This is a genomic window from Pelobacter seleniigenes DSM 18267 (genome assembly GCF_000711225.1).
GTDB classification, from domain to species: domain Bacteria; phylum Desulfobacterota; class Desulfuromonadia; order Desulfuromonadales; family Geopsychrobacteraceae; genus Seleniibacterium; species Seleniibacterium seleniigenes.
Window position 1 is genome coordinate 395,323 of the sequence record NZ_JOMG01000005.1, and the last position, 22,736, is coordinate 418,058.

A 22,736-nucleotide genomic window follows, 5' to 3' on the forward strand; every position below is an offset into this window, starting at 1 on the left:
AGAAAGGAAAGCCATGAGCCGTTTTCGAAAATTAACACATGCCATCTGGCACTGTCAGTACCACATTGTCTGGGTCCCGAAATATCGCTTCCGAATATTGGAAGGCGAACTGGCTCAGGAAGTACGAGCATGTATACGGATCTTCAGTGGGCAAAGTCACTGTGAGATCGTCGAGCTGAATATCCAGAAAGACCACGTCCATCTGATCATCATGGTGCCGCCGAAGGTAGCCATTTCAGAGTTGATGGGGCGCCTGAAAGGACGATCAGCGATACGAATTTTAAAGAACCATCCCAAATTGCGAAAGAATCGCTACTGGGGGAATCATTTCTGGGCGCCCGGCTACTGCGTTGATACCGTCGGTTTGGATACTGAGATGATCAGACGCTACGTGCGGTATCAAGAGGCGCACGAAAAGAAGATAGAACAGCAACAACTTAAATTTTAACCCAACAGGACAAGGGAACGACGCTCCGGCTGCCCTCTTTGGGGGCTGCCGGCAACGCCCCCTCAGGGGGCGCCTTTAAAGCCCCGTCCTTTGGGCGGGGTTTTTTACTCATGGCCTAAAGATACATGATTTCAGAGGGTTACGGAAGAAAAAAGTCGACACATGACGACTTATTCGCGTTCATACCAGGGGCGCATTCTGGCTCCCTTGAGATCGATGCCGTCTGTCAGTAACGTCAATGCTTCCGGCGTGAGAGACAGCCGTTTTTGACCGGCCTGCGATGATCGTGGCCAACTGAAACGTCCCTGTTCAAGGCGTTTGGCCGCAACCCATAATCCGGTGCCATCCCAGAACAGGAGCTTGAGGCGATCATGCCGTTTGTTGGTGAAGAGATAAAGGGCCCCTTGGTAAGGATCGCTACCGAGATGTTCCTGAACAACAGCGGCCAGCCCGTTAAAACTTTTGCGCATGTCTTGCGGTTCAAGGGCCACAAAAACCTTAAGGGCGCCGGCAAAGCTTAGCATGTGCAGTCCAGGTATTTCAGCAGGGCTGCAACCAGGGGGAATTGCTCCGGCCGGGTGACTGTGACGCTGGCACCACCTGGCAGAGAGATGCTCAACCCGACAGGATCGGAATCAGGACAGCGAACCTCAACCTCCTCGAAAAAGGTCGCGGACTTATTTTCGGTAGCTTGTCGTTGGCGCCGACGCATCTGTCGCCAATGGGCGAAGGTGGTGTAGCGAATGCCATGGAGCCGAGCAAAAGCGGCTCCGCTCATACTGGTTTGTTCAAAAGCATCCAGCCACGCATCACGTTGTTCCGGGCTGGTCGGCTCACGGCGACCGAGGGTATCGGTTTTGAGAATTGTCAGGTCATTAGGTGTCATAGGCACAAGCCTACGACATTTACGATATTTTCAACAGGTGGGGCTTGGTGGGACGCTTACGAACGATCACCAGATCCGTAAGAAACAACAGCAGCAGATCGATACCCTGCTCAAAGCCAGTGACAAGATTGACCGTTTTCTCAAAGAGAACGAACCGCGCCTGGGACATGGCGGCAAGGAAGTGCAGAGCAACATCACCGATCCCGACAGTGCCAAGATGAAAACCAGTCATGGTGTCATTCAGGGCTATGTTGGTGTCGCTGCCGTTGACAGCAAGCACCAGGTTGTTGTCAACGGCAGCGTTTGGGCAGGGACAGGAACACGGACTGCTGGAACCCATAATCGAACAGATTGACCAGGCCTTTCAGGCGGATGACAGGCCTCTCTCCAAGGAGACAAAAGTTCTGGCTGACAGCGGTTTTTGCAACAAAGACACCCTTCACTATCTGGAACACTATAAGATCGACGGCTATCTCGCCGATCACGGGTTCCGTTCCCGCGATCCCCGCTTTGCGGATGCGGACAAATACAAACCAAAGAGTCCGCAAAAAATCACGGCCAAAATGCGCTTTACCGCGGCCGATTTTCAGGTTGACCTGGAACAGCAGACCTGCATCTGTCCGGCCGGAAAAAGCCTGTGGCTCAAGTGCACCAGAGCCAAGATTCAGAACCATATTTTTATGGGACATCGAGATGACTGCGACACCTGTTCGTTGCGGTTCCAATGCCTGCGCAGCGTCAAACAAAAAGGAGCCCGTCAGGTCAACATCCTGCTGGAGCATATTGCCAGCGAGAAAACCGGTCCGTTGCAGCGGATGAAGCAGAAGATTGACAGCAAACTTGGCCGCCATATCTACAGCCAACGTCTGGGCATCGTCGAGCCGGTCTTCGGACATATTTGTGAAGCCATCGGGATCAGACGCTTCACCCTGCGTAGCAAGGCCAAGGTCAACGGACAGTGGCAGCTGATGGCCATGCTACACAATCTGACCAAGATTCACCGATTTGGAGCAATCGCGTAGAGAAAGTCCCATGAAATCAGAGATAAATCAGAAAGATGGAGTATAAAAAACTCAACAAGACCATTTCTTCTGAAGGAACCAGACTTGTGGCTGAAAAGCCCATCGGCCGATAATCGGCTATAACAACATTCAGGATCTGAGCTGTAGGGTGTTGGTGCTTAGGTTTTCCTACAGGCTCGTTGCTTCAGCTATCGGAACTATGGAGGCTCTTGCTATGCCAGCCAGCTCTTCACTTGTCGAGCTTACCAAAGACGAACATCCGACGGTAAGACGTGAAGCAATCAACGTATTACCTAAAATTAAATACGAAGGTCCAGATTATATAGTGCAACTTGAGACTATAGCTGCTTCTGATAGTAATATTTTCAACCAAAAGGCTGCAAAAGAAATATTGCAAAGCATTCAAAATGGCCATTAAGTATATTCCGTAACTATCGCATCAACCGGTGGGAACAGTGTTAGGCTAAAGTCGCAAGAAGTATAGAGATGCGAAACGCCCTACCTCCACCCGGACGGCTTTCAAAAACGGAGGTGAAAATGAAAGAAGAACATTGGGTGCTACGTGATGAGATTGTAAATATTCACGCAATGGCCAAGGGAGGTCTTCCCCAGAATCATTCTCACCAAATTTTTGTGTGCAAGAAAAAGCCATTTAAAAAGAAGAAAGGCGCACCATTCCTCTTAGATAAAAAAGAAACACCACCAAAATACAACCTTTCTAAGCTTGGAATGTGGTACGAGGACAAAATAAAAGCTGAAGATTTTTCACTTAATTACGTTGGGTTTATCGATTTTCAAATTGAAATAAGTGTTAATTTTGAAACATTTAAAGAACTAACAGAAAAGAATTTTTTCAGTATTTGGACTCCAACGTCCCCATTGGACTATTTTGAAAAAAACAAAACAGGTTACTTGGTAGTATTTAAAGTTTTCAAAACAAAGACCAAAATAAATGAACGACTTCTTGAAAAAGGGCGAAAGGGCAGAAATTCATTTTTCAGACTCACTGAATACCCAATTTATGACCTTTGTGAGCCAGTAATCGAAACTGAAAAATACGAAAGTATGAAATCTGAGCTTTTGTCCATATTGAAGGCCAACAATTCATTTGTCAGCATCTACAAAGAAAATCAACCCTGAACTGTGAATCAGAATAACCGAGAAGGAGAGATTCGTGCAAAGACGACCAGCAATATATCGTTGTGACTTTTGCAGAGGAACAGGCAAGTTAGAAAAATTCAGTGAACCGTGCAACTGTAATGGTGGCTGGATAAAAGGGAGTGGAAATATCGAAATTCGCTGCGAAAAGTGCGAAGGGAGGGGATGGAAGCCCGATCCTTGCCCAATATGTGATGGGACAGGAGAAAAAAAAGGGTATGAATATCGTCATGTCTGTCCTGAATGTAAAGGTAATGGAACAATCTCAGAGTACGAACCACGTGGGTCTCTTTCAGGAGATGGAACCAAATGGTTTGAAGAAGCTCCAGAGCGTGTAACGCGAAAGTGTCAATGTGAAAACGGCTATATTTGGAACTCAATTGATTACGATTAAGTATCCGCAATGTAGAAACCACGGAATCTTTCATTAGTGAAATTATTTGGTTATCAATTCGAATCACTATGATGATCGGCCAATTGAAGGATATCGCTTATAAATTTGAAGAGATGCCTACAACAGTAAAGAAAGACACGGCGGGAGAAGCTATGGAGATTTTAAACCACTATGAAAAAAAACTAACCGGCTTGCTGCGGATCTGGCGCAATCGGAATCAAAATAACCGAGGAATATATGTTTCGTTGTCTTCCAAATAAAAGTAAGTGTGAGTGGCAGAATTTGTCGGGTTTTGTTGAAGCATATAACCGTACCAATGCCACAAACTACGTATGGTCAGAATGCTTGGATAATATACCAGATGACAGGCCAAATCCTGAGTGCAGGCTTACTTCACCTGACAATAAAGATATAGTTCTTGAACATAAACTTATCACTTGGCCCCCAGATCACTTACGTCAACACAGAACACATCATGATTTTATGGAAGCAATTGTTAGCAATCTAAACCATCAATTTCATGACGCGTTTTACATTCTAGAAGCAAATGCTTCGGATTTGGTCCTGGTCAAACGCAAAGTGGAAGGCTGGGCCCTGAGCATATCCCAACAAATAATTGCAAATCAAAATATGGTTAGAAGTAACGGTTACATAAATGGGTCACAACCTTTCAAATGGAATTTTCGTCTAATTTCAAAAATAGAAAGGGATGACGACATGCCGGAAAAAGGTGTGGGGGTAACCCTTAATGTTCCAGATACCGCTATGTCTTTCTCGAATGAAGATGAAATAGAAATGAATAACGGAGTTAAGGAAATTTTCTTAAAACACCTTGAAAGAGCCGATAAAAAGTTTGTTGGCTATGACGAATGTATAAAATTATTCATAACGGAAATCTATGGTGACAATTACCTGCTCGACCATAAATTAATTGAAATCATTGCTAACGAGGTCGTACTTCCGAAAAGCATTGACCAGATCTGGGTTGGACACCCTGTTTGGTTGAACGAGACAGAATTCAAGACTGGTTACAAACAAGTTAACCTAAAAAAGACATAACAGTTGTCAGGTCCCCGACCGTTAAGAGGCTCAATAACTAGGTAGCCGTAAAATTTGGCCAACTTTGGACAGCCACGAGAGTTTTCATGGGGAAGTGTCCTGCATCTGGAAGGCTGGGGGCGCAGATCTTTTTTTTGAATCAGAATAACCGATTGAGGTCGGCCATAGATCTACGAATCAGTTGCAGTGGGCCTGCTCATTGCAACTGATAGCACCATCTGCTGAGTAGCATAACTGTTCAAAAATCAAAAAATTTCTTTTGAAAATCAGATAACTATTCTCCGGCATCCTCACCTTGAGACTTATGACAGGATATTTCACAGGTACTTCCTGATGAAGCTCACCTGCCATAAGTCAGTAAAACAATTTTAGGTATCCGGATTTTATGATTGAGATCAGATAATAAATTGACCTTTTGTTGGCGATGATTTCCCGTGTGCAGCTTGTCAAACTCCGGTAAACAGAAAATCGAGTGAAGCTATTATTTCGTCGCGTTGCAAAACTGCTGAGTTGATTTTATTTTTCAAAGTCGATGCCGGAATAGCCGCCAGCAAGTGCGTCATGAGGATATAGTCAACTCCTTCAATACGAATTACAGGATTGAGAATTTTCATTCTTTTCGAAACTTCTTCAACGGCAACCAACGGCGCAACGACTCTCGTAGAAAGTATGTCTATAATTTCATCCTGAAGATCCATCAAGTATGGAACACTGCTAGATGGTGAGCCGTAAATGTCAAATTTCGCCATCAGAATTGCCTTAGTCCCTCGCTCCAAATGCCCTTGCGATCCACATATTTATTGGCCGCCTCAATCGCTTCTTGATTGGTTTTCAGCCACTCTTCCCGATCACGGTTTCCTAGTATCTGTTCCAAACTTTGTTCCAGGGTTTTTGACAGATTGATTTTGTTTTGTTTGGCCCGTTGTAGAAGATCGCTTCTAATGCTGAGATTTGCCGATTGTTTGCGGGCTGTGTTCCCCATAAATACCTCCTGCGCATTTGTATGCGCATAATAACTTTTCACTCAAAGACTGTCAAATAATTCAATCATAAAATCCGGAAACCCACAATTTTGAAGTCGACAATTCTTGGAATGCCTCAATTCTTCTAAGATTTAAGAAAAATTTCCTCACAGGACTGATGTTTAAGATAAAATACCATGTGAGAACAAGATCTTCTGATGGCGAATCCACCTGAGGTATTTTATGAGCACTAAAGAATCAATTTTTTACAGGGAGATTTTCCACCTATACAAAGAATGCTTCGACGAGGCCGCTATTTACCTGGAGGGGCGTGTTCTGAACGCATGCCTGGAGACATCTGATGGGCAATCAAGACTTATGGTACGAATTCCCACACAGGTTTGGGAGATAATTCGACGGCATTCTGAGATGGACAATCTGGTTAAAGAGGCTGGGCGAAGTGATGGCGAACTCCATGATTTAGCTGAGAACTTCGTCAAGACCCGTTTAGAAATGTCAAAGGATAGTATGAATCGGGTTTCTGGAATAGCTGTATATGGCTCGCCAGATGATCCTTTCGAAAATCAGATAGAAAAGGGAGTTGCACATCTGTTGGAAAAGCGTCAACGAGCTCGAAACTTGCTTCAGGCTATTGAAAAGTTTCCTGGTATCAATCAGTAGACATAAAGGAAACCCGTGCCGTTGGAGAGGGTCATGAACACAGAAACAGCCAAACAAATAGAAGCTTCCTTCTTGGAATTTTTCGAGAAAACCCAGCGGGCCCTTGAAATCAAAACGGAGGATGATTATCAGTTTGCACTGGATCTCCTGGAATACGTTATGAATAAGGCCGAGGATCGGGAAGGGGAACCGCGACTTCACTTAATCAACCTGCTTTTTGATACAATCGAAGAATATGAGAGCAACCTTGAAAGTACTCAGCTTTTTGATAAAGAGATTGAAGCAATGGATCCGCATGCATCGATGCTGAGGGTACTGATTGACCAGTACGATCTCGATATAAAGCCGGGGGCTGCCGGGGGCATCCTAAAGCACATTCAGGGGAAATCCTCAATGACCGACGAAGAATCGTTATTAAATGGAATTCAGAAATCCTCTGAAACCGGTTCTTGGCCATCGTTAATTCTCTCTTTGAGAAAAAACTGGATAAACTCCATATCTCCAGGCGCAATAGAAAAGGTCAAATCCATTTTCGAAGATGAGGACTCAGCCGTGAAATGGCTGACTGAAGAAAATAGAGCGCTGGGCCGAATCCCAATCGAACTTATTTCAGAAGGACGCGAACAGGAGGTCTTGGATGTTTTGGGAAGAATTGAGTGGGGCGTGTTCTCTTGAAAATCTACCTCGAAACTGAATTCACAAGCCTCGGAAATCCGAAACTTATCAGTATTGCCTTGGCTCTCAGATGGCAAAGTCGGAAATCGTCTCTATTTTAAACTCGGATCTCATCTGGACCTTGTCCAATATGGAGGGTGTAAAGATCTTTGTGTATCTGCTCCTCTTGATATCCGGTTGTTCAAATATCAGCCAATTAATTTTGGAAAAAGATTTCTGATACTATTAGATAATTCGCAAAAATAGGCACATATAAAAAATGCCTTTGGTGACTGTTCAGTGTATATGCTTTTAAATATGGAATGGTATATTCTGAAAAGTAAAGCAATGCTTCCATATCTTGGACTGGTTGTAGTGCTAAAATCTAAAAATTTTAACTAAAAGAGCCTCTGTATGAAAATTTTTGGGGAAAAGGTCATTAAAACGGTTGTCGATTGTGCCTGTGATGTTTGTGGGAAAAGTCTCTTTATAGATGTTGATGGTGAAAAATTCGAAGAAGCAGGAGAACTTAAGGCGCAATGGGGATATGGTTCCAAAGAAGATGGAATCGCTTATCATTTAGATTTATGTGAAGACTGCTTTAAAGTTGCTTTACTAGCATTAAAAGATCATCGAAGGAATCTGGTTATGTTTGATGAAATCCAAGAACTTCCAGACGAGAATTTTGGGATTGATGAATTTCGTACCCTTTAAATTGAATCTGGATTGCAAAAGAAGGGAGCGGCTAAAAGCATCTTAAAACATGTTCAGGGGAATTCCTCCGTGACCGATGAGGAATCACGGGACAGAGGGCTGTGAGGAATCCAATCCCTTTCTGCCGGGGGTAACTGGGGCGGTCTTCTATATGTCAAAAATCGAAAACCGAATTTTGACAATTAATTTTCGATCAAATCCCAACCCATTCCGCAAGTTGGCTTATTTTAAGAAAGGCGTCGGAACATTTCCGGCGTTTTTTTACTTAAGATATGACATCCTCTCTCATATCGCTTAGCCCCTACCGGGGAGTACAAAATTGATCGTAGATCTAATTAGGACGATATTTGGTCCTATGGAGGATTTTTCATGAAGCTATCCAGTCAAAATACACCAATCAGTTATCTGAAGGCGGCTATTGGAAAAAATGAACGTAACCAGGCCAAGCAAGGAGCCCCCCTAGTTATCGCCCAGAATGGAGAAGCTAAGGTCGTATTGCAAACTATGGAAAGTTGTGAGCAAACACAGGGGAATATGGTTCTTATGAAAATTCTTGCTCTTGGTATGCGACAAATTAAGGAAGGTAAATATCAACCTGCTGGAGATGTTGTTATGAAGCTCCGTGCCCGGAGCACAAATATCTGATGATTTTGCAGGGGCTTCAAATCTAGTCGGTTTATTATGGTCTACATATCAGGATGGGCGGCATGTTCAAACTGAAGGGTTCAAGTTTAAAAAGAGCATTTAGACTTTCCCCAACTTTCGGATTAAAGATGGGTTCGATTTGTTATGATGATTAAGACTGGTTTTTTATTGATATTGGCGTTCATTTAACGTACCTTCTAAGGGCTTAAATTCCCTTGTGATTTTCTCTTGGGGGGATGGGATTCACGGCCGGATATTTGTCTCAAGGATCGTAACTTACTATATCTTGCGGGCTTTTTTATTGGAGTGATCAACTTGGGCCGTGCTGGAGGGATTCGGCTAGATGAAAAGGTCTTTGTCCGAACGCGACATCTGCACTAGGTACATTACACCCGCAGTTAAATCAGCTGGATGGGATCTTCATTTCCAGATTCGCGAAGAAGTCTGCTTCACGGCCGGCCGAATCATCGTCCGCGGCAAGCTCCATTCTCGCGGCAAGGCCAAGCGCGCAGATTACGTCCTTTATCACATGCCCAACCAGCCCATTGCCGTTATCGAGGCGAAAGACAATAACCACAGCATCGGCCATGGCATGCAACAGGCGCTTGATTATGCCGAAGCGCTCGATGTACCGTTTGCGTTCAGCTCCAATGGCGACGGCTTTCTCTTCCATGACCGGACAGGTCAGTCGACCCCGGTCGAGCAGCAACTGACCCTCAAAAACTTTCCCTCACCTAGTGATCTGTGGCAGCGCTACAAGCAGTGGAAGGGGTTCGATATCTCGACCGAGGGAATTGTCGAGCAGCCTTATTACTCCGACGGCAGCGGCCGGGAGCCGAGATACTACCAGCGAGTCGCGATTAACCGTACCGTGGAGGCTATCGCCAAGGGGCAGAATCGCCTTCTGCTTGTCATGGCCACCGGCACCGGCAAGACCTACACCGCCTTCCAGATCATCTGGCGCCTATGGAAGTCTCGCACCAAGAAGCGCATCCTCTTCCTGGCCGATCGTAACATCCTGGTTGACCAGACCAAGACCAACGACTTCAAGCCGTTCGGCCAGACGATGACCAAGATCGAAAAACGCCAGGCGAACAAAGCCTATGAGATCTACCTCTCCCTCTATCAGGCAGTCACCGGTAATGAAGAGGAGAAGAACATCTACAAGCAGTTCTCGCCCGACTTCTTCGACCTGGTGGTGATCGACGAATGTCATCGCGGCAGCGCCGCCGAGGATTCGGCCTGGCGGGAGATTCTCGATTACTTTTCCAGCGCCACCCACATCGGCCTGACCGCCACGCCCAAGGAAACCAAGGACGTCTCCAATATCACCTACTTTGGCGAGCCGGTTTACACCTACTCGCTGCGGCAGGGGATCGACGACGGATTTCTCGCGCCTTACAAGGTTGTGCGTATCGATCTCGACAAGGATTTGCAGGGCTGGCGGCCCGAGAAGGGCCAGACCGACAAGAACGGCAACCTGATCGAGGACCGCATCTATAACCTCAGGGATATGGACCGCAACCTGGTGATGGAGCTGCGCACCCGGTTGGTCGCGAAAAAGGTCACCGAGTTTCTCAAGGCGAGCAACCGCTTCGACAAGACCATCGTCTTCTGCGAAGACATCGACCACGCCGATAGGATGCGGCAGGAGTTAGTCAACCAGAACGCCGACCTCGCCGCCGAAAACAACAAGTACGTCATGAAGATCACCGGCGACGATAATCTCGGCAAGATGGAGTTGGACAACTTCATCGATCCCGAAAGCCGCTACCCGGTTATCGCGACCACCTCGCGGCTGATGAACACCGGCGTCGATGCCCAGACCTGCAAGCTGATCGTCCTCGACCAGACCATCAATTCGATGACGATCTTCAAGCAGGTTATCGGACGCGGTACGCGCATCAATGAGGACTTCGACAAGTATTACTTCACCATCATTGACTTCAAGAAGGCAACAGAGCTGTTCGCCGATCCCGATTTCGATGGCGATCCCGTTGTCATTTATGAACCGGGTCCCGACGATCCTCCTTTGCCGCCGGATGGCCCCGAAGGCGATGAGCCACCGGTGCCTCTCGAGCCTCCTGTTCCGCCGGGAGGAGAGGACGATCCTGAACCTCGCGTCAAATACGTGGTCGGTGATGTGCCATTCTTCGTTGTTGCCGAGCGGGTTCAATACTACGGACCAGACGGCAAGCTGATTACTGAATCGTTGAAGGATTACACCCGCAAAACCGTTCAGAAAGAATTCGCTACGCTGGATGACTTTTTACGTCGCTGGACCAGTGTAGATAAAAAGCAGGCTCTGGTAGACGAACTGGCTGAACAGGGTGTGCTCTGGGAGGCATTGGCCGAGGATGTCGGCAAGGACTTCGGCCCCTTCGACCTGATCTGCCACGTTGCCTTCGATCAGCCCGCTTTGACGCGTCGAGAGCGTGCGGAGAACGTGCGCAAGCGCAACTATTTCACGAAGTACGGCGATCAGGCGCGGCAGGTTCTGGAAGCATTGCTGGACAAATATGCTGACGAGGGGGTTGAGAATATCGAAGACCCAAGAGTCCTGAGGATTAATCCTTTTGACCAGTTCGGCACGCCGATAGAGATCGTCAACCAGATATTCGGCGGTCGCAAAAAGTACGAAGAAGCTCTGCGGGAGATGGAAGAGCAGTTGTACTCAAGGGAGGGGTAGATGCCACTGGAAAAATTCAAGGAACTCTATGCTCTCGCGGAGAAGGGTGATTCCTCAGCGCAATACAATTTAGGGGTCTTGTTTGCCAAGTCAGACGATGGCGCCAGTAGATCGAGGACAGCAAAGCAGGCGATTGATTGGTGGAAGAAGGCCGCTGCCCAGGGACATTCGCTGGCGAAATACAATCTGGGCCATTGTTACTCCTCCGGTGATCTGGTCGCTACAAACGGGAAAGAGGCCGTGAGGTGGTTTAAGTTGGCTGCTGAGGACGCAATGCCTCAGGCGCAATTTGCGCTCGGACTCCTTTATCAGCAGGGGCGACTCGTAGAACGCGACATGGAGCAAGCTCTGCACTGGTATCTGGAAGCGTCCAGGCAAGGCTTTCCTCAAGCCATCTTCAACCTTGCGGATATCTACTCTCAAAAGGGCGAGTATTACGATCTGGCGAAGGCTTTCAAGTTCTTTTATATCGCCCTGGCGTTTGGTGACGAAAATGCCGCTCCGCGTTTGAAGGCACTGGGCCTGGAGATGACAGAAGAGCAGATCCGGCAGGCGCAACAGGAAGCGCAAGCTGTTCTGGCATCGGCGAAGCGAGATTCCTGAAGTGAAGATTTATTGCCGCCCGCATCGGAACCGCCACGCGGAAAATGAATTCTTTGACTTTCTGCTCGAAAGCTTCCCGGGCGCAGAGCATCTCAATGAGCGCTTTCCCCTGAAGGGTAGTCTGTTGTCGCGACCAGTCTTCCGCGATGCACTTGTACAGTGCCTGAAAGCAGATGCTCTTTTGCCGTCGAATGCTAAGGCTAGTTGCCTGGAGGCCTTGAAACTGAGCCCTGAGCAAATTTATGTCACCACGAATCCCGATCGAATTTCAGTGGATATGGTTCTTGTGCAGTCGAGCACACCGGTGTATGTCGAGTTCCACGAAAAGCAGCACCGCCTCCTGAGTGATAACCGACCCAAGAATGTATATGACATCAAAGGGAATACATACCCTGTCCCCCGGGGACTTCAAAGGCTCGTGAGGGATGTCTGGCGGTGTTTGTATCTCAAGCCGTTCTGCATCGTCTGGAAGGATTGGTTTGAGACGGGTGGCGAAGTTTTTATTTTGCCTAGCGCCAACAGTTTTGAAGAATTTGTGACGCCCGATAAATTCAGTTTTCAGGACTTTTTGCAGCCGTATCTGAACTCTTGAGCTGAAGTACCAAGGCTGAAGCATAGGAGACCTTATGGCCAACCTTCCAGGACCACAACCCGATATCAAGTTTTGCCCGATCTGCAAGGCAAATATGCGTAACGTACCGCGTAACGAAATGAAGTCCCGCGCTTATCGGCGCAAGGACGGAACCGTTTCAGAGCATACCCACACCTATGAGTGTCTCGACTGCAAGACCAGGTTTGAGATCAACCAGGATCAATAAGAAGGAGCAATAAGCAGCATGTCAGTATCCACCACCATCAAATCCATCCAGGACATCATGCGCAAGGACGCCGGGGTCGACGGCGACGCGCAGCGCATCGGGCAACTTGTCTGGATGTTCTTCCTGAAAATCTTCGACGATCAGGAGCAGGAACTGGAACTCCTCTCCGACGACTACACCTCGCCGATTCCTGAAAAGTTGCGCTGGCGCAACTGGGCGGCTGACGCCGAGGGGATTACCGGCGACGAGCTGCTTGACTTCATCAATAACGAGTTGTTCAAGACTCTCAAAGAGATGGAGTTGAACGCCGGAACCAACGGGCGCGGTTTGGTGGTGCGCTCGGTGTTCGAGGATGCCTACAACTACATGAAAAACGGCACCCTCATCCGCCAGGTGGTCAACAAGATCAACGAGATCGACTTCAACCGCTCCTCCGACCGTCACACCTTCGGCGACATCTACGAGCAGATCCTCAAGGACTTGCAGAGCGCGGGCAACGCCGGGGAGTTCTACACCCCACGTGCCGTCACCCAGTTCATGGTCGATATGGTCGATCCCAAGCTCGGCGAGAAGCTCCTCGACCCGGCCTGCGGCACCGGCGGCTTTCTCTCCTGTTCCATCGAGCATGTGCGCGACCGCTACGTGAAGACCGCCGAGGACGAGCAGTTGTTGCAGAAGTCGGTCTTCGGCGTCGAGAAGAAGGCGCTGCCGCATCTGCTCTGCACCACCAACATGCTGCTGCACGGAGTTGAGGTGCCGTCCAACATCCGCCACGACAACACCCTGTCGCGCCCCTTGCGCGATTACGGCCCCAAGGACCGGGTCGAGGTGGTGGTCACCAACCCGCCGTTCGGCGGCACCGAGGAGGACGGCATCGAGGCCAACTTCCCGGCCAGCTTCCGCACCCGCGAGACCGCCGACCTGTTCCTGGTGCTGATCATGCATCTTCTCAAGGACGGCGGCCGCGCCGCCATCGTCCTGCCCGACGGCACCCTGTTCGGCGAGGGCGTCAAGACCCGCATCAAGGAGAAGCTGCTCGACGAGTGCAACCTACACACCGTGGTGCGCCTCCCCAACGGCGTCTTCAACCCCTACACCGGCATCAAGACCAACCTGCTGTTCTTCACCAAGGGGGAGCCGACCAAGGAGGTCTGGTACTACGAGCACCCCTATCCCGAAGGATACAAGAGCTACTCCAAGACCAAACCGATGCGCATCGAGGAGTTCGCGTCCGAGAAGGCCTGGTGGGAGAACCGAGTTGAAAGCGAGCAGGCGTGGAAAGTTTCGGTCGAGCAGATCAAGGCCAACGGCTACAACCTAGACATCAAGAACCCCAACACCGTCGAGGATGACCACGGCGATCCCGAGGAGCTGCTGGCCGAGTACAAGACGCTGCTTGCCAGCGTTGCCGAGACGCGGGAGAAGCTGAAGCAGGAATTGATGGATGCCCTGGAGCGAGATGCCGATACCTCGAAGGAGTCGGCATGACGGTTGAGACGTTCTTCGCCAATTTCAGGCACCTGGCAAATGCGCCCAACGGTGTGCAGAAGCTGCGGGAATTAATTCTTCAGCTTGCTGTGCAGGGGAAGCTGGTGCCACAGGACCCCAATGCCGAGCCTGCTTCGGTTTTGCTGGAAAGGATTAAGACTGAGAAGGAGAGGTTGGTTAAGGTAGGGAGGATCAAAAAGAGCAAGCCGAATAAACCTATCAGTTCCGAGGATGAACCGTTTGGATTGCCGTCAAATTGGGCATGGGATTCTTTGGGGAATATTTCAAACCTCATCCACTACGGTTATACAGCATCTGCCGATCACTGCCTCAAGGACGTGAGGTTGCTGCGCATTACCGACATCCAAAACAATAAGGTGAATTGGGACTCGGTGCCAGGGTGTCAGATTGACCCGAAGTTTGTTGCCGCCTACGAACTTAACGATGGTGATTTGTTGATTGCTCGAACTGGTGGAACTATCGGTAAGACCTATTTGGTTGAAAACGTAGATGTCTGCTCGGTTTTCGCTTCATATCTGATTCGGGTTGTTCCGAACCAATATTCCTCTCCGAGATATTTGAAGGTCTTTGCGGAATCTCCTCTTTACTGGGAGCAATTGGTTGCAATGAGTATGGGGACTGGGCAACCAAATGTTAACGGGACCTCCTTGGGGCAACTCAAGTTGCCTCTTCCCCCCCTCGAAGAACAAAAACGCATCGTCGCCAAGGTCGACCAACTCATGGCCCTGTGCGACGAACTCGAAGCCCGCCAGCAAAAGCAGCAGCAGGGGCGGGTGCGCCTCAACAACGCCGCCCTCGACGCACTGCTCACCGCCCGCGAACCCGACGAATTCGCCGACCACTGGCAGCGTATCAGTACCAACTTCGACCTGCTCTACGACCACCCCGAAACCATCACCAAACTCCGCGCCGCCATCCTCCAACTCGCCGTCCAGGGTAAGCTCGTCCCCCAAGTTCCCAACGACGAGCCTGCTTTGGTTTTGCTGGAGAGGATAAAGGCCAGAAAAGACCAGTTAGCAAAGGAAAAGGTAATCAAAAAGGAAAAGCCTCTTCCCCAAATTACCCCTGATGTTTTTTTGCATTCCGTGCCAAGCAGTTGGGGCTGGGCACATTTCCAAGATGTGACTTTACTTGTCACTGATGGAGAACATTCTACCCCCCCAAGAGTTCCTTCGGGGGTGCCAATGGCTACGGCGAAAAACATCCGCGATGGCCATATAGATCTCCGCGCTACAGATTTTGTTTCAGAAGAAACAGCAGAAAAATGTTGGAAGCGTTGCCATCCAAGGCATGATGACATTTTGATGGTGTGCGTTGGTGCCACTACTGGCCGTTTGAGTGTAATCAAAGAGCCTAAAAATTTCGTATTGGTGAGGAGCGTGGCTTTAATTCGCCCATTTACTCCTGATGTATTGCCAGAATATCTGGCAATAGTTCTCCGAAGTCCCGTAGGTCAGCGTCAAATCTGGGGCAACGTAAAGCAGTCGGCACAGCCGTGTCTATACATAGGGAAAATCAAAGAGATTGAAGTGCCTGTGCCACCAAAACAGGAACAAAAACGTATCGTCGCCAAGGTCGAGCAACTCATGGACCTGTGCGATGAACTCGAAGTCAAGCTCAATCAGGCCCAGAAGCACAGCGCCAAACTGATGGAAGCTACTGTTCGCCAGCTTTTGGTGGTGTGATGATTGAGTCAGTAGCAACTGTCATTTCAATTATCAAGGATGTTTACAAGGGCATCGTATTTATTTGGAATAAGCTTCGTGGGAAGGATTCCGCTGGTTCAGTAAACAAGCCTGAAGTAAAAGTGCCGAACGAGGTTTTTGGTCTAGTTCAGCGATTCGTTGACATTTACAAGGCTCACGGTATCGAGCGAACCCAGATCCCTCGTTTTCTTGGCGAGGATGGTGGGCTGACCTTGGTTGATGTCAGCACTGACGAAAAGCTTCTGTACGCTCTCAACGAGAAGCTACTTCAGGCCACATGTGATCAATTCGGTGTCCAGAGAGAATGGCTCGACGGCAAGGACGTCCCTATTTACCCCTACTTGTGGCACGGCCATGATCTTCCTGCGTATATCGATTTTCTCTTGGAGTTGAAAAAGACAGGCTGCGCAATACAGGGATTTGGGATCAAACGTCAGGAGGACAAGCTTCGCAAAAGCTCTGGTAAGTACGGAGAAGACTACGATCCATTTTTTATCGCACTCCTGTTTCGGGTAAAACTTGACCATTGGGGCGACCACAGTCAGGACTCCATATGGAGATACTACCCCCTCTGCGATCAGATTTACTGGGGTTATGAAAAGACTCGGATGCAGCTAAAGGCAAAAATTCTTATTGCTGATATCTTGGGGGTTTACTTCAAGGGTTGCGTAATGGAGGAGCATGAAATTGAGGGGATTATGGAAGGGAGAATCTTCCCCGGCCCATTGATGGAGCACCGGTCTCATGTCGGCTGGCATCCGGAAGACTACATCTACACCGAAGAGGAGAGCCGTGCGGTCGCTGATAGCGAAGAGGCTCTCAAGGTGCGTGAGTGGATGCTCCATAACGGATGGCGGAAAAAACTGGAAGAGATAGTCGGACCAATTGAAGAAAATACGCCCTTCAGAGCAGGTGAAGGGAATTTGAAATGGCGTGAGTCTAGGAAGCAGATGAATTTCTGATAGACAAAAATTTTGTTGTGTTCGGAGAGTAGATCAGCAAACGAGATAGATAGATCGGGGAAGTTGAGGTCCTATTAACTTGGAGGAGTTGAAAATGTTCAAAGAAAAAAAAGTTATGTTTTGGCCTGTTGGTACCGGTGATTGCACATCCATAGTGCTTGCTGAAGATGTTGTGTTGCAGGTGGACATGCGCTGCAAAGAAGAAAACGGTGATCAGGAAGGTGACGGGGAATCTCTAGTCGATATTTTTGAAGAAAATTTGCCTGAAGTTGGTGGCAAACCTTATCTGGCGGGTTTCGCGTTGACCCACCCAGATAAGGACCACGTGGAGGGGTTTGCCGATCTCTTAAGTCGTGTAGATATCGGAGAAATCTGGTTTACCCCACGTGTTTTTGCTGAGAATGACACTGACCTCTGCGACGATGCAGTGGCTTTCAAAGAAGAGGCCGAGCGGAGAGTAAATGCAACTATCAAATGTGGGGGGGATGTCGCTTCTGGCGATCGCGTTAGATTGATTGGCTATGATCAACTTCTGGAGGAGGACACATATAAGGGTTTTCCTCGGGAGAGGCTCACAATTCCTGGCAACTCCATTAACGAGCTTGATGGAGAAGATTATACCGGTGAATTTAATGCGTTTATCCATGCCCCATTTGCGGAACAAATCGAAGGGGATCGGAATAATACAAGCCTTTGCATGCAGGTGACATTCAGTGAATCCCCTGATATGGGTGGAGTTTTGCTTTTCGGTGACATTGCATACCCTCGAATCAGAAAAATCTTCGACACCACCAAGAATGCGAAAAATGAAGAATACCTCGCTTGGAAGGTCTTTCTTGCTCCCCATCATTGCAGTAAATCCGCAATGTATCAGAAAGATGGCGATCGAGAGGTACTTAAGCAAGACATGCTCGATGATTTAGACTCTTATCAAGTTTTGGGGGGAGTAATTGTAGCCAGTTGCGATGAAATCCCAGCACGAAATCAGAGTGGAGATAATCCTCCTCACGCAAAGGCTAAACAAAGGTATGAAGAAATTGCCGAAGGTGGATTCCTCTGTACTCAAGAGGACACAGATGGTGCTGAACCTATAGTATTTTTGATTCAGGATGATGGCAGTTTGGAGCGAGACTCGGGTTCAGATAGTTCAGAAGGTCGAAGCTCTGGAAACCTTTCTGCTGCAGTAAAGCAAGCCCGGGGCTCAGATGCTCCGCCCTCAGAAAAGGTTGGCTATGGAGGCTGATAACCTCACCGAGGGGCAGAGATTAGCCTTTGATCAGCTGCAAGAAATTTGCTCGGCTGCATGTGGTGCCCTCCAGATTGTTGATGTTGGAGAACCGGAAGAAAAAGGCGACCCTCTTCGATTACGACTATCAATTGACACTCAACCTTATGAACGTGTCGAAGGAGGTTTTTCTTTCAGAAGCCGTGAACCGATAAATATTGCCATCCCATCACGATTTCCTATTGAGCATCCAAAGGCTGAATTTGTTCATAAAAGATTCAAGGGGTATCCGCATGTTCAGTGGGGTAACTCTATGTGCCTTTATGTCGCTCCTGATGTTGAGTGGTCGGCCAAAGATGGGATGTTTGGTTTTGTAGAACGGCTGAATCATTGGCTACAAGATGCTGCTTTGAATAAGCTTGACCCTGACAATGCCCCCTTACACCCTCCCGCTATTTATTCTCGATCGGATATCGGTTTTGTATTTGAGTTGGATGCTCCGGAGATTGCAGCGGACCGTAATTTTTGGTTGGGGACTGCGCAGATAAGTCAAAGAAATAAAGTTTGTTTTGATGTTGTGGATTGGGGAGGAATACCGAAGACTTTACCGGACGATAAAAAATACGCGGCGTGTCTCCTGCTCAATACTCCGCTTCCAATGGAGTATCCTGACACTGTATTGAAGCTTATCTGCGAACTTGTCAATCGTCAGATCCCCTTCGATTTCCTGTTTCAAATATTAAAATTATTCGCTCTTTATCAAAAAGATAAAGAGCCGCTGTACTTAGTGCTTGGCGCGCCAATGAGACGACGAATGGCGGGAGAGGCAATCCGTCAACATCTGGCGGTGTGGCGTGTCGATCCGGAGTCAGTTGCGGTACTTAAAGCTATTGTTGTGGCGGGCGAAGATGAAGAGATAGAAGGGAAGAAAGGTGAATTTTTCAAATGGGCACTTACAGCTAAAACAGACTGGTGCTCAGTTTATGATAATAGAAAAGAGGTCACCTACAGAAGAGACCAAGATACTAACGCTAGTTGGTTGCTTGAGAAGAGGGTTGCTATCCTTGGATGTGGTGCTTTGGGGTCCCACATCGCCGAGTATGTTGTGCGTGCAGGTGCTGCCAAAATTAGATTGCTAGACCGCGCAGCCGTCAAGCCTGGTGTTTTGGTTCGGCAACAGTTTGAGGCATATCAGGTTGGCTTCACAAAAGAGAGTGCGTTGAAAGTTCACCTTTCGATGATCAATCCTAACGCAGATGTTGCGCATTTGCGAAGGGACTTGAGAAAGGGACTGCCTGATGATTTTAAAGTAAATGATTTTGATCTGATTATTGACGCGACTGCTTCTCGACATGTAGAGGCTGCTTTACAATTACAATTTGAGAATGAAGACATTTGGCCCCCAATGATGACCTGCTCGATTGATGGCACCGCATCTAAGGGGATTGCCATAATGCGGATGCAGAAGAACCAAAATGGACCGTGTGATTTAAGTCGACTGACAAAAGAGGTCGCATTTTCTCATGTTGACCTTACCCCTTTTGTAGAGGCTTTCTGGCCAGCTGAACAAACCTCTCCAATATTCCAGCCCGAACCAGGGTGCTCCGAGCCCACTTTTGTAGGCTCTGCCTCAGATGTCGCTTTCTTTGCATCCTCATTTTTCGATTTCGCTTTGCGCGTTTCGCAAAACGCCAAAGAGGATGCCTCATACTCCATTTTCGTTTCAAAAGCTCAAAGAGGCACGCTAGGGGGTAGCATATCGTCCAAAGAGATTCCTCATTCAAAGCCCCTTGTGACAAAAGAAGTTATCAATGGCTATAAAGTTGTAGTCTCGGAGAGAGCAAAAAGCGCTATTGAGGCAGAGATCACCAGAAACACAAGGGAGGGGAGCAGCAAAAATGAGACCGGTGGATTATTGCTCGGAGAAATAGATGACAGTCTTTCAACCATCTACCTGGATGTTGCCACAGGGGCACCGCCGGACAGTTTTAAGTCAACCTCTCGATTTGAATGCGGGATAGAAGGCACTGCTCAAGTTTGTTCATTTCATCAAAGAAAGAGTGAGGGTTCGACCCGTTTTATAGGGGTTTGGCACACTCATCCGACTAGCCTCCCAGAGCCTAGTTCCATTGATTTGAATGCGATGTTGAAAATACTTCATTTTCAAGAGAATCCTCCAAGGCATGTAGTGATGTTGATTGTTGGTAAGACTCTGACTAATCCAATTTGGCAATTCCACTTTTTTCGGCGTAACCAATTTGTCTTTATGGAGTCATCTGGGAATGAATGACATGGAAATGCCAAAATTAAATCGTAAATTTGGGTTAGCATTGTCCGGGGGAGGATCTAGGGCTATCGCTTTTCACCTTGGTTGCATGCGAGCTTTACATGATCGTGGTTTGCTAGATCGGATTAGTGTCCTTTCAACGGTGTCAGGGGGAAGCGTAATAGGGGCTCTTTGGGCTTATTCGAATGACAGTTTCGAGGTTTTTGATGCTCGGATTCAGACCCTCCTTAGGGGGGGCTTGAGAAGAGGGATTCTGGGAGCTACTTTGTTTTCATCAGAAGCTCCATTGATTGTTGGGACAATATTAATTTCTGGTGTCCTTGCGACACTTGGAATTGTGACTAAGGTGATTTGCTCGATCTTAAGTCTGGCTGGGATTTGTCCTGAACCACTGAAGAAGATCTCCAACTTTTTGCAAGCACCTCTCCCTAGATATGCTAGCCGCACAACAGCATTTATCAGATGTTTAAATGCAAAATATTTTAAAGGACTTGCTCTTGATGATGTTAGACGCAAGAACTTGCAAGTGGTAATAAATGCGACAGAACTGAGTACGCAGACAGCCTATAGATATGGTTCTAAGGAAACGGGTTCGTGGCGTTTTGGTCTGCAACTCAAAAAGACATCAGTGGCTCATGCAGTCGCCGCATCAGCTGCGTTTCCCGGGTTTCTGCCTGCAATAGACGAATGGCTGAAATTTGAAAAAAATGGAAAAGTAGCAAGAGCAAGAACCTTTATTTCTGATGGTGGGGTTTATGACAATATAGGCACCAGTTGCCTTTTGCCAGGAAGAGACTCTTCTTTCAGTACGAATGTTCACGACGTGAATTTCATTATTGCATGCGTAGCAGGCCAGGGATTGCCAAATGCTTCCTCTCGCCCATATTTTTGGGGGACTCGTATGCTTGCAACTGTAGAGACGATCCATCGTCGCACACATTCGATGACTTTTGATCTGCTTCACAAGCTAAAAGAAAAAGGGGATATTGAAGGATTCTTACTGCCTTATCTTGGTCAAAATGACAAAAGCTTACCTTGCCCTCCAGTAGACCTTGTCCCTCGCGAAGAAACGTTCGATTATCCGACCAATTTTGACCCAATGCCTGAAAAGGACATAGTCGCAATATCACGGCGGGGTGAACAGCTTACACGCAATTTAATAGAAACATATCATCCAGACCTTTAAGCTTGGTTTGTTGCTTAGTGGAAGACCCATCCATCTATCTCGCTGTTCAAAATCCTGGAGCTGTCTCTCTGGAGCCTACGCACCGAAAACTCGGCGCCCTGGGTCCCGGTGCTTCTGCACCCAGCCTTTCAGAACCCCGTGAGTGATCCCGAGGTTACGCTCAACCTCGCGCACGCCGAGGCATTCTTCGACAACAATGCGAACGGCCTTGCGCTTAAAATCTGGATCGTAACTTCGCTTGCCCATGAACACACCTCCTGTTCCCATTAGGGTAATTGGTGTGTCCGTTAAAGTGAAGATAGCTCACTGTTTCTCGGAGCTTTTTATCATTGCCATGTAGCTAAAAAAAGTTCTTCTCCCCACCCCAATTGCGGAACAAACTTCGGCAGCTGTCTGACTAGAATTCTCGTAAATAATACGTGCCTGCTCGAGTTTTTTAGGATCAGTTCTTGGTCTACCACCACTTTTTCCTCTTGCCTTGGCTGCGGCTCTTCCTGCTGCCGTTCTTTCGGCTTTCAGCTCCCTTTCCATCTGATTAATAGCTCCCATGATGGAGATGAAAGCTCTTCCTGTAGCAGTTGTCGTATTAATTTCTTCTCTTAAAGATTGAATGTTAATCTCCCGATCTTCCAATATTTTTATTATTTCCAAAAGGTGTATAAGCGATCGAGACATTCGGCTCAGCTCTGTAATGACCAAGATATCCCCAGGGCGAATATATTCCAAAAGCTTTCCCCATTCCGGGCGAATCTCCTTGACCCCACTGATTTGATCACAAAATATTTTTTGGCACCCAGCCTCTCTTAGTTCATCCAACTGAGCATCAAGGTTCTGGCCGGTTGTACTTACCCTGGCATACCCGACTTTGTAATTGCGATTCATCGTGGTTCTCCATTTATCAGCCCTCCCGCTCATATCATATAAAAATAGTGCCATAACTTATGAATTTGTCGATTAATTGCATTTACATTTTTGCATAAGTTTTTGCACTAATTTTTCCAAAAAACTGAATCACACTGAAAAGACTAGGGCCAAATGCAAAAAGTATACTTTTCGCACCAAAAAAAAATATTATTTTTTTTATACAACTTCAATTTTGCAAATATTTAAGTATTTATAAATATTTAG

24 protein-coding genes and 1 pseudogene are annotated in these 22,736 nt (G+C 47.7%); 19 read left to right on the forward strand and 6 right to left on the reverse strand.

The window, feature by feature from the left end:
- Nucleotides 1-13: 13 nt before the first annotated feature.
- Entirely contained in the window at nucleotides 14-448 is a 435-nt protein-coding gene (gene tnpA / locus N909_RS0123035) for an IS200/IS605 family transposase (protein WP_029918456.1), read from the forward strand.
- 170 nt (nucleotides 449-618) lie between these two features.
- Here tnpA (N909_RS0123035) and tnpB read toward each other — a convergent pair whose 3' ends face one another.
- Both tnpB and tnpA (N909_RS0123045) read right to left on the reverse strand, forming a co-directional pair.
- Nucleotides 619-972: an IS66 family insertion sequence element accessory protein TnpB gene (gene tnpB / locus N909_RS0123040; RefSeq protein WP_029918457.1), complete on the reverse strand. Its 354-nt coding sequence runs from the start codon at nucleotides 970-972 to the stop codon at nucleotides 619-621.
- Nucleotides 966-1,334, reverse strand: a complete 369-nt coding sequence (gene tnpA, locus N909_RS0123045) for an IS66 family insertion sequence element accessory protein TnpA (protein ID WP_029918458.1) — start codon at nucleotides 1,332-1,334, stop codon at nucleotides 966-968. Before tnpA (N909_RS0123045) ends, tnpB begins: the two co-directional genes overlap by 7 nt.
- A gap of 64 nt (nucleotides 1,335-1,398) precedes the next feature.
- Here tnpA (N909_RS0123045) and N909_RS24170 point away from each other — a divergent pair.
- From N909_RS24170 to N909_RS0123075, 4 genes and pseudogenes are all read left to right on the forward strand, one after another.
- A pseudogene (locus N909_RS24170) lies at nucleotides 1,399-2,356 on the forward strand (transposase); the annotation flags it as partial.
- A 214-nt stretch (nucleotides 2,357-2,570) separates the two neighbouring features.
- A complete protein-coding gene (locus N909_RS0123055) occupies nucleotides 2,571-2,774 on the forward strand; it encodes a HEAT repeat domain-containing protein (RefSeq protein ID WP_029918459.1) in 204 nt (67 codons plus the stop codon).
- A 119-nt stretch (nucleotides 2,775-2,893) separates the two neighbouring features.
- On the forward strand, nucleotides 2,894-3,496 hold the full coding sequence (locus tag N909_RS0123060) for a hypothetical protein (RefSeq protein WP_029918460.1): 603 nt from the start codon (nucleotides 2,894-2,896) through the stop codon (nucleotides 3,494-3,496).
- Between the two features lie 649 nt (nucleotides 3,497-4,145).
- The gene (locus tag N909_RS0123075) at nucleotides 4,146-4,967 is read left to right on the forward strand and encodes a hypothetical protein (RefSeq protein ID WP_155006061.1); all 822 of its coding nucleotides are present in this window, start codon (nucleotides 4,146-4,148) and stop codon (nucleotides 4,965-4,967) included.
- A gap of 446 nt (nucleotides 4,968-5,413) precedes the next feature.
- Here the strand turns inward: N909_RS0123075 and N909_RS0123085 are convergent, their stop codons facing one another.
- A complete protein-coding gene (locus tag N909_RS0123085; RefSeq protein ID WP_029916998.1) occupies nucleotides 5,414-5,716 on the reverse strand; it encodes a CcdB family protein in 303 nt (100 codons plus the stop codon).
- The gene (locus N909_RS0123090; protein WP_029918463.1) at nucleotides 5,716-5,949 is read right to left on the reverse strand and encodes a type II toxin-antitoxin system CcdA family antitoxin; all 234 of its coding nucleotides are present in this window, start codon (nucleotides 5,947-5,949) and stop codon (nucleotides 5,716-5,718) included. The genes N909_RS0123085 and N909_RS0123090 overlap by 1 nt, the downstream gene beginning before the upstream one ends.
- A 409-nt stretch (nucleotides 5,950-6,358) precedes the next feature.
- Between N909_RS0123090 and N909_RS25920 the strand changes: the two genes are divergently transcribed.
- The 14 genes from N909_RS25920 (at nucleotide 6,359) to N909_RS0123160 (ending at nucleotide 21,608) form a co-directional block, all read left to right on the forward strand.
- On the forward strand, nucleotides 6,359-6,610 hold the full coding sequence (locus tag N909_RS25920; RefSeq protein ID WP_162179153.1) for a hypothetical protein: 252 nt from the start codon (nucleotides 6,359-6,361) through the stop codon (nucleotides 6,608-6,610).
- 33 nt (nucleotides 6,611-6,643) lie between these two features.
- Entirely contained in the window at nucleotides 6,644-7,285 is a 642-nt protein-coding gene (locus N909_RS0123100; protein ID WP_155006062.1) for an MbcA/ParS/Xre antitoxin family protein, read from the forward strand.
- A gap of 393 nt (nucleotides 7,286-7,678) precedes the next feature.
- Complete coding sequence (locus N909_RS0123105; protein ID WP_029918466.1) at nucleotides 7,679-7,978, forward strand: hypothetical protein; 300 nt, start codon at nucleotides 7,679-7,681, stop codon at nucleotides 7,976-7,978.
- A gap of 369 nt (nucleotides 7,979-8,347) precedes the next feature.
- Nucleotides 8,348-8,623 carry an antitoxin Phd family protein gene (locus N909_RS0123110; protein WP_029918467.1) on the forward strand — a complete coding sequence of 92 codons (276 nt, stop codon included), beginning with the start codon at nucleotides 8,348-8,350 and terminating at the stop codon, nucleotides 8,621-8,623.
- A 343-nt stretch (nucleotides 8,624-8,966) separates the two neighbouring features.
- On the forward strand, nucleotides 8,967-11,312 hold the full coding sequence (hsdR, locus tag N909_RS0123115) for an EcoAI/FtnUII family type I restriction enzme subunit R (protein WP_029918468.1): 2,346 nt from the start codon (nucleotides 8,967-8,969) through the stop codon (nucleotides 11,310-11,312).
- Complete coding sequence (locus N909_RS24175; protein ID WP_051690079.1) at nucleotides 11,313-11,915, forward strand: tetratricopeptide repeat protein; 603 nt, start codon at nucleotides 11,313-11,315, stop codon at nucleotides 11,913-11,915.
- 1 nt (nucleotide 11,916) lies between these two features.
- The gene (locus tag N909_RS0123125; protein WP_029918470.1) at nucleotides 11,917-12,507 is read left to right on the forward strand and encodes a hypothetical protein; all 591 of its coding nucleotides are present in this window, start codon (nucleotides 11,917-11,919) and stop codon (nucleotides 12,505-12,507) included.
- 34 nt (nucleotides 12,508-12,541) lie between these two features.
- Complete coding sequence (locus N909_RS0123130; protein ID WP_029918471.1) at nucleotides 12,542-12,733, forward strand: hypothetical protein; 192 nt, start codon at nucleotides 12,542-12,544, stop codon at nucleotides 12,731-12,733.
- 18 nt (nucleotides 12,734-12,751) lie between these two features.
- The gene (locus N909_RS0123135; RefSeq protein WP_029918472.1) at nucleotides 12,752-14,221 is read left to right on the forward strand and encodes a type I restriction-modification system subunit M; all 1,470 of its coding nucleotides are present in this window, start codon (nucleotides 12,752-12,754) and stop codon (nucleotides 14,219-14,221) included.
- Entirely contained in the window at nucleotides 14,218-15,927 is a 1,710-nt protein-coding gene (locus N909_RS0123140) for a restriction endonuclease subunit S (protein ID WP_051690080.1), read from the forward strand. The genes N909_RS0123135 and N909_RS0123140 overlap by 4 nt, the downstream gene beginning before the upstream one ends.
- Entirely contained in the window at nucleotides 15,927-16,910 is a 984-nt protein-coding gene (locus N909_RS0123145; protein ID WP_029918474.1) for a hypothetical protein, read from the forward strand. The genes N909_RS0123140 and N909_RS0123145 overlap by 1 nt, the downstream gene beginning before the upstream one ends.
- 94 nt (nucleotides 16,911-17,004) lie before the next feature.
- A complete protein-coding gene (locus N909_RS0123150; protein WP_029918475.1) occupies nucleotides 17,005-18,153 on the forward strand; it encodes an anti-phage 6A-MBL system MBL-fold protein in 1,149 nt (382 codons plus the stop codon).
- A complete protein-coding gene (locus tag N909_RS0123155; RefSeq protein ID WP_029918476.1) occupies nucleotides 18,143-20,425 on the forward strand; it encodes an anti-phage 6A-MBL system cap2_3 protein in 2,283 nt (760 codons plus the stop codon). The genes N909_RS0123150 and N909_RS0123155 overlap by 11 nt, the downstream gene beginning before the upstream one ends.
- Entirely contained in the window at nucleotides 20,418-21,608 is a 1,191-nt protein-coding gene (locus tag N909_RS0123160) for a patatin-like phospholipase family protein (RefSeq protein ID WP_211254019.1), read from the forward strand. The genes N909_RS0123155 and N909_RS0123160 overlap by 8 nt, the downstream gene beginning before the upstream one ends.
- 75 nt (nucleotides 21,609-21,683) lie before the next feature.
- On the opposite strand, the gene N909_RS25445 is transcribed toward N909_RS0123160, so the two are convergent.
- Nucleotides 21,684-21,854 (reverse strand): transposase, encoded by a 171-nt coding sequence (locus tag N909_RS25445; protein ID WP_162179154.1) that lies wholly within the window; start codon nucleotides 21,852-21,854, stop codon nucleotides 21,684-21,686.
- A gap of 57 nt (nucleotides 21,855-21,911) precedes the next feature.
- A complete protein-coding gene (locus tag N909_RS0123170) occupies nucleotides 21,912-22,490 on the reverse strand; it encodes a recombinase family protein (RefSeq protein ID WP_029918478.1) in 579 nt (192 codons plus the stop codon).
- Nucleotides 22,491-22,736 lie beyond the last annotated feature (246 nt).

What these genes read in the sequence shown, in the direction of transcription:
- N909_RS25445 (WP_162179154.1), bottom strand. Translation starts at nt 21,854, where the DNA reads ATGGGCAAGCGAAGTTACGATCCAGATTTTAAGCGCAAGGCCGTTCGC.
- N909_RS0123110 (WP_029918467.1), top strand. Translation starts at nt 8,348, where the DNA reads ATGAAGCTATCCAGTCAAAATACACCAATCAGTTATCTGAAGGCGGCT.
- N909_RS0123105 (WP_029918466.1), top strand. Translation starts at nt 7,679, where the DNA reads ATGAAAATTTTTGGGGAAAAGGTCATTAAAACGGTTGTCGATTGTGCC.
- tnpA (WP_029918458.1), bottom strand. Translation starts at nt 1,334, where the DNA reads ATGACACCTAATGACCTGACAATTCTCAAAACCGATACCCTCGGTCGC.
- N909_RS25920 (WP_162179153.1), top strand. Translation starts at nt 6,359, where the DNA reads ATGGACAATCTGGTTAAAGAGGCTGGGCGAAGTGATGGCGAACTCCAT.
- tnpA (WP_029918456.1), top strand. Translation starts at nt 14, where the DNA reads ATGAGCCGTTTTCGAAAATTAACACATGCCATCTGGCACTGTCAGTAC.
- N909_RS0123135 (WP_029918472.1), top strand. Translation starts at nt 12,752, where the DNA reads ATGTCAGTATCCACCACCATCAAATCCATCCAGGACATCATGCGCAAG.
- N909_RS0123170 (WP_029918478.1), bottom strand. Translation starts at nt 22,490, where the DNA reads ATGAATCGCAATTACAAAGTCGGGTATGCCAGGGTAAGTACAACCGGC.
- N909_RS0123140 (WP_051690080.1), top strand. Translation starts at nt 14,218, where the DNA reads ATGACGGTTGAGACGTTCTTCGCCAATTTCAGGCACCTGGCAAATGCG.
- N909_RS0123130 (WP_029918471.1), top strand. Translation starts at nt 12,542, where the DNA reads ATGGCCAACCTTCCAGGACCACAACCCGATATCAAGTTTTGCCCGATC.
- N909_RS0123155 (WP_029918476.1), top strand. Translation starts at nt 18,143, where the DNA reads ATGGAGGCTGATAACCTCACCGAGGGGCAGAGATTAGCCTTTGATCAG.
- N909_RS0123150 (WP_029918475.1), top strand. Translation starts at nt 17,005, where the DNA reads ATGTTCAAAGAAAAAAAAGTTATGTTTTGGCCTGTTGGTACCGGTGAT.
- N909_RS0123090 (WP_029918463.1), bottom strand. Translation starts at nt 5,949, where the DNA reads ATGGGGAACACAGCCCGCAAACAATCGGCAAATCTCAGCATTAGAAGC.
- N909_RS0123145 (WP_029918474.1), top strand. Translation starts at nt 15,927, where the DNA reads ATGATTGAGTCAGTAGCAACTGTCATTTCAATTATCAAGGATGTTTAC.
- N909_RS0123075 (WP_155006061.1), top strand. Translation starts at nt 4,146, where the DNA reads ATGTTTCGTTGTCTTCCAAATAAAAGTAAGTGTGAGTGGCAGAATTTG.
- N909_RS0123100 (WP_155006062.1), top strand. Translation starts at nt 6,644, where the DNA reads ATGAACACAGAAACAGCCAAACAAATAGAAGCTTCCTTCTTGGAATTT.
- N909_RS0123085 (WP_029916998.1), bottom strand. Translation starts at nt 5,716, where the DNA reads ATGGCGAAATTTGACATTTACGGCTCACCATCTAGCAGTGTTCCATAC.
- N909_RS0123160 (WP_211254019.1), top strand. Translation starts at nt 20,418, where the DNA reads ATGAATGACATGGAAATGCCAAAATTAAATCGTAAATTTGGGTTAGCA.
- tnpB (WP_029918457.1), bottom strand. Translation starts at nt 972, where the DNA reads ATGCTAAGCTTTGCCGGCGCCCTTAAGGTTTTTGTGGCCCTTGAACCG.
- N909_RS0123060 (WP_029918460.1), top strand. Translation starts at nt 2,894, where the DNA reads ATGAAAGAAGAACATTGGGTGCTACGTGATGAGATTGTAAATATTCAC.
- N909_RS0123055 (WP_029918459.1), top strand. Translation starts at nt 2,571, where the DNA reads ATGCCAGCCAGCTCTTCACTTGTCGAGCTTACCAAAGACGAACATCCG.
- N909_RS24175 (WP_051690079.1), top strand. Translation starts at nt 11,313, where the DNA reads ATGCCACTGGAAAAATTCAAGGAACTCTATGCTCTCGCGGAGAAGGGT.
- hsdR (WP_029918468.1), top strand. Translation starts at nt 8,967, where the DNA reads ATGAAAAGGTCTTTGTCCGAACGCGACATCTGCACTAGGTACATTACA.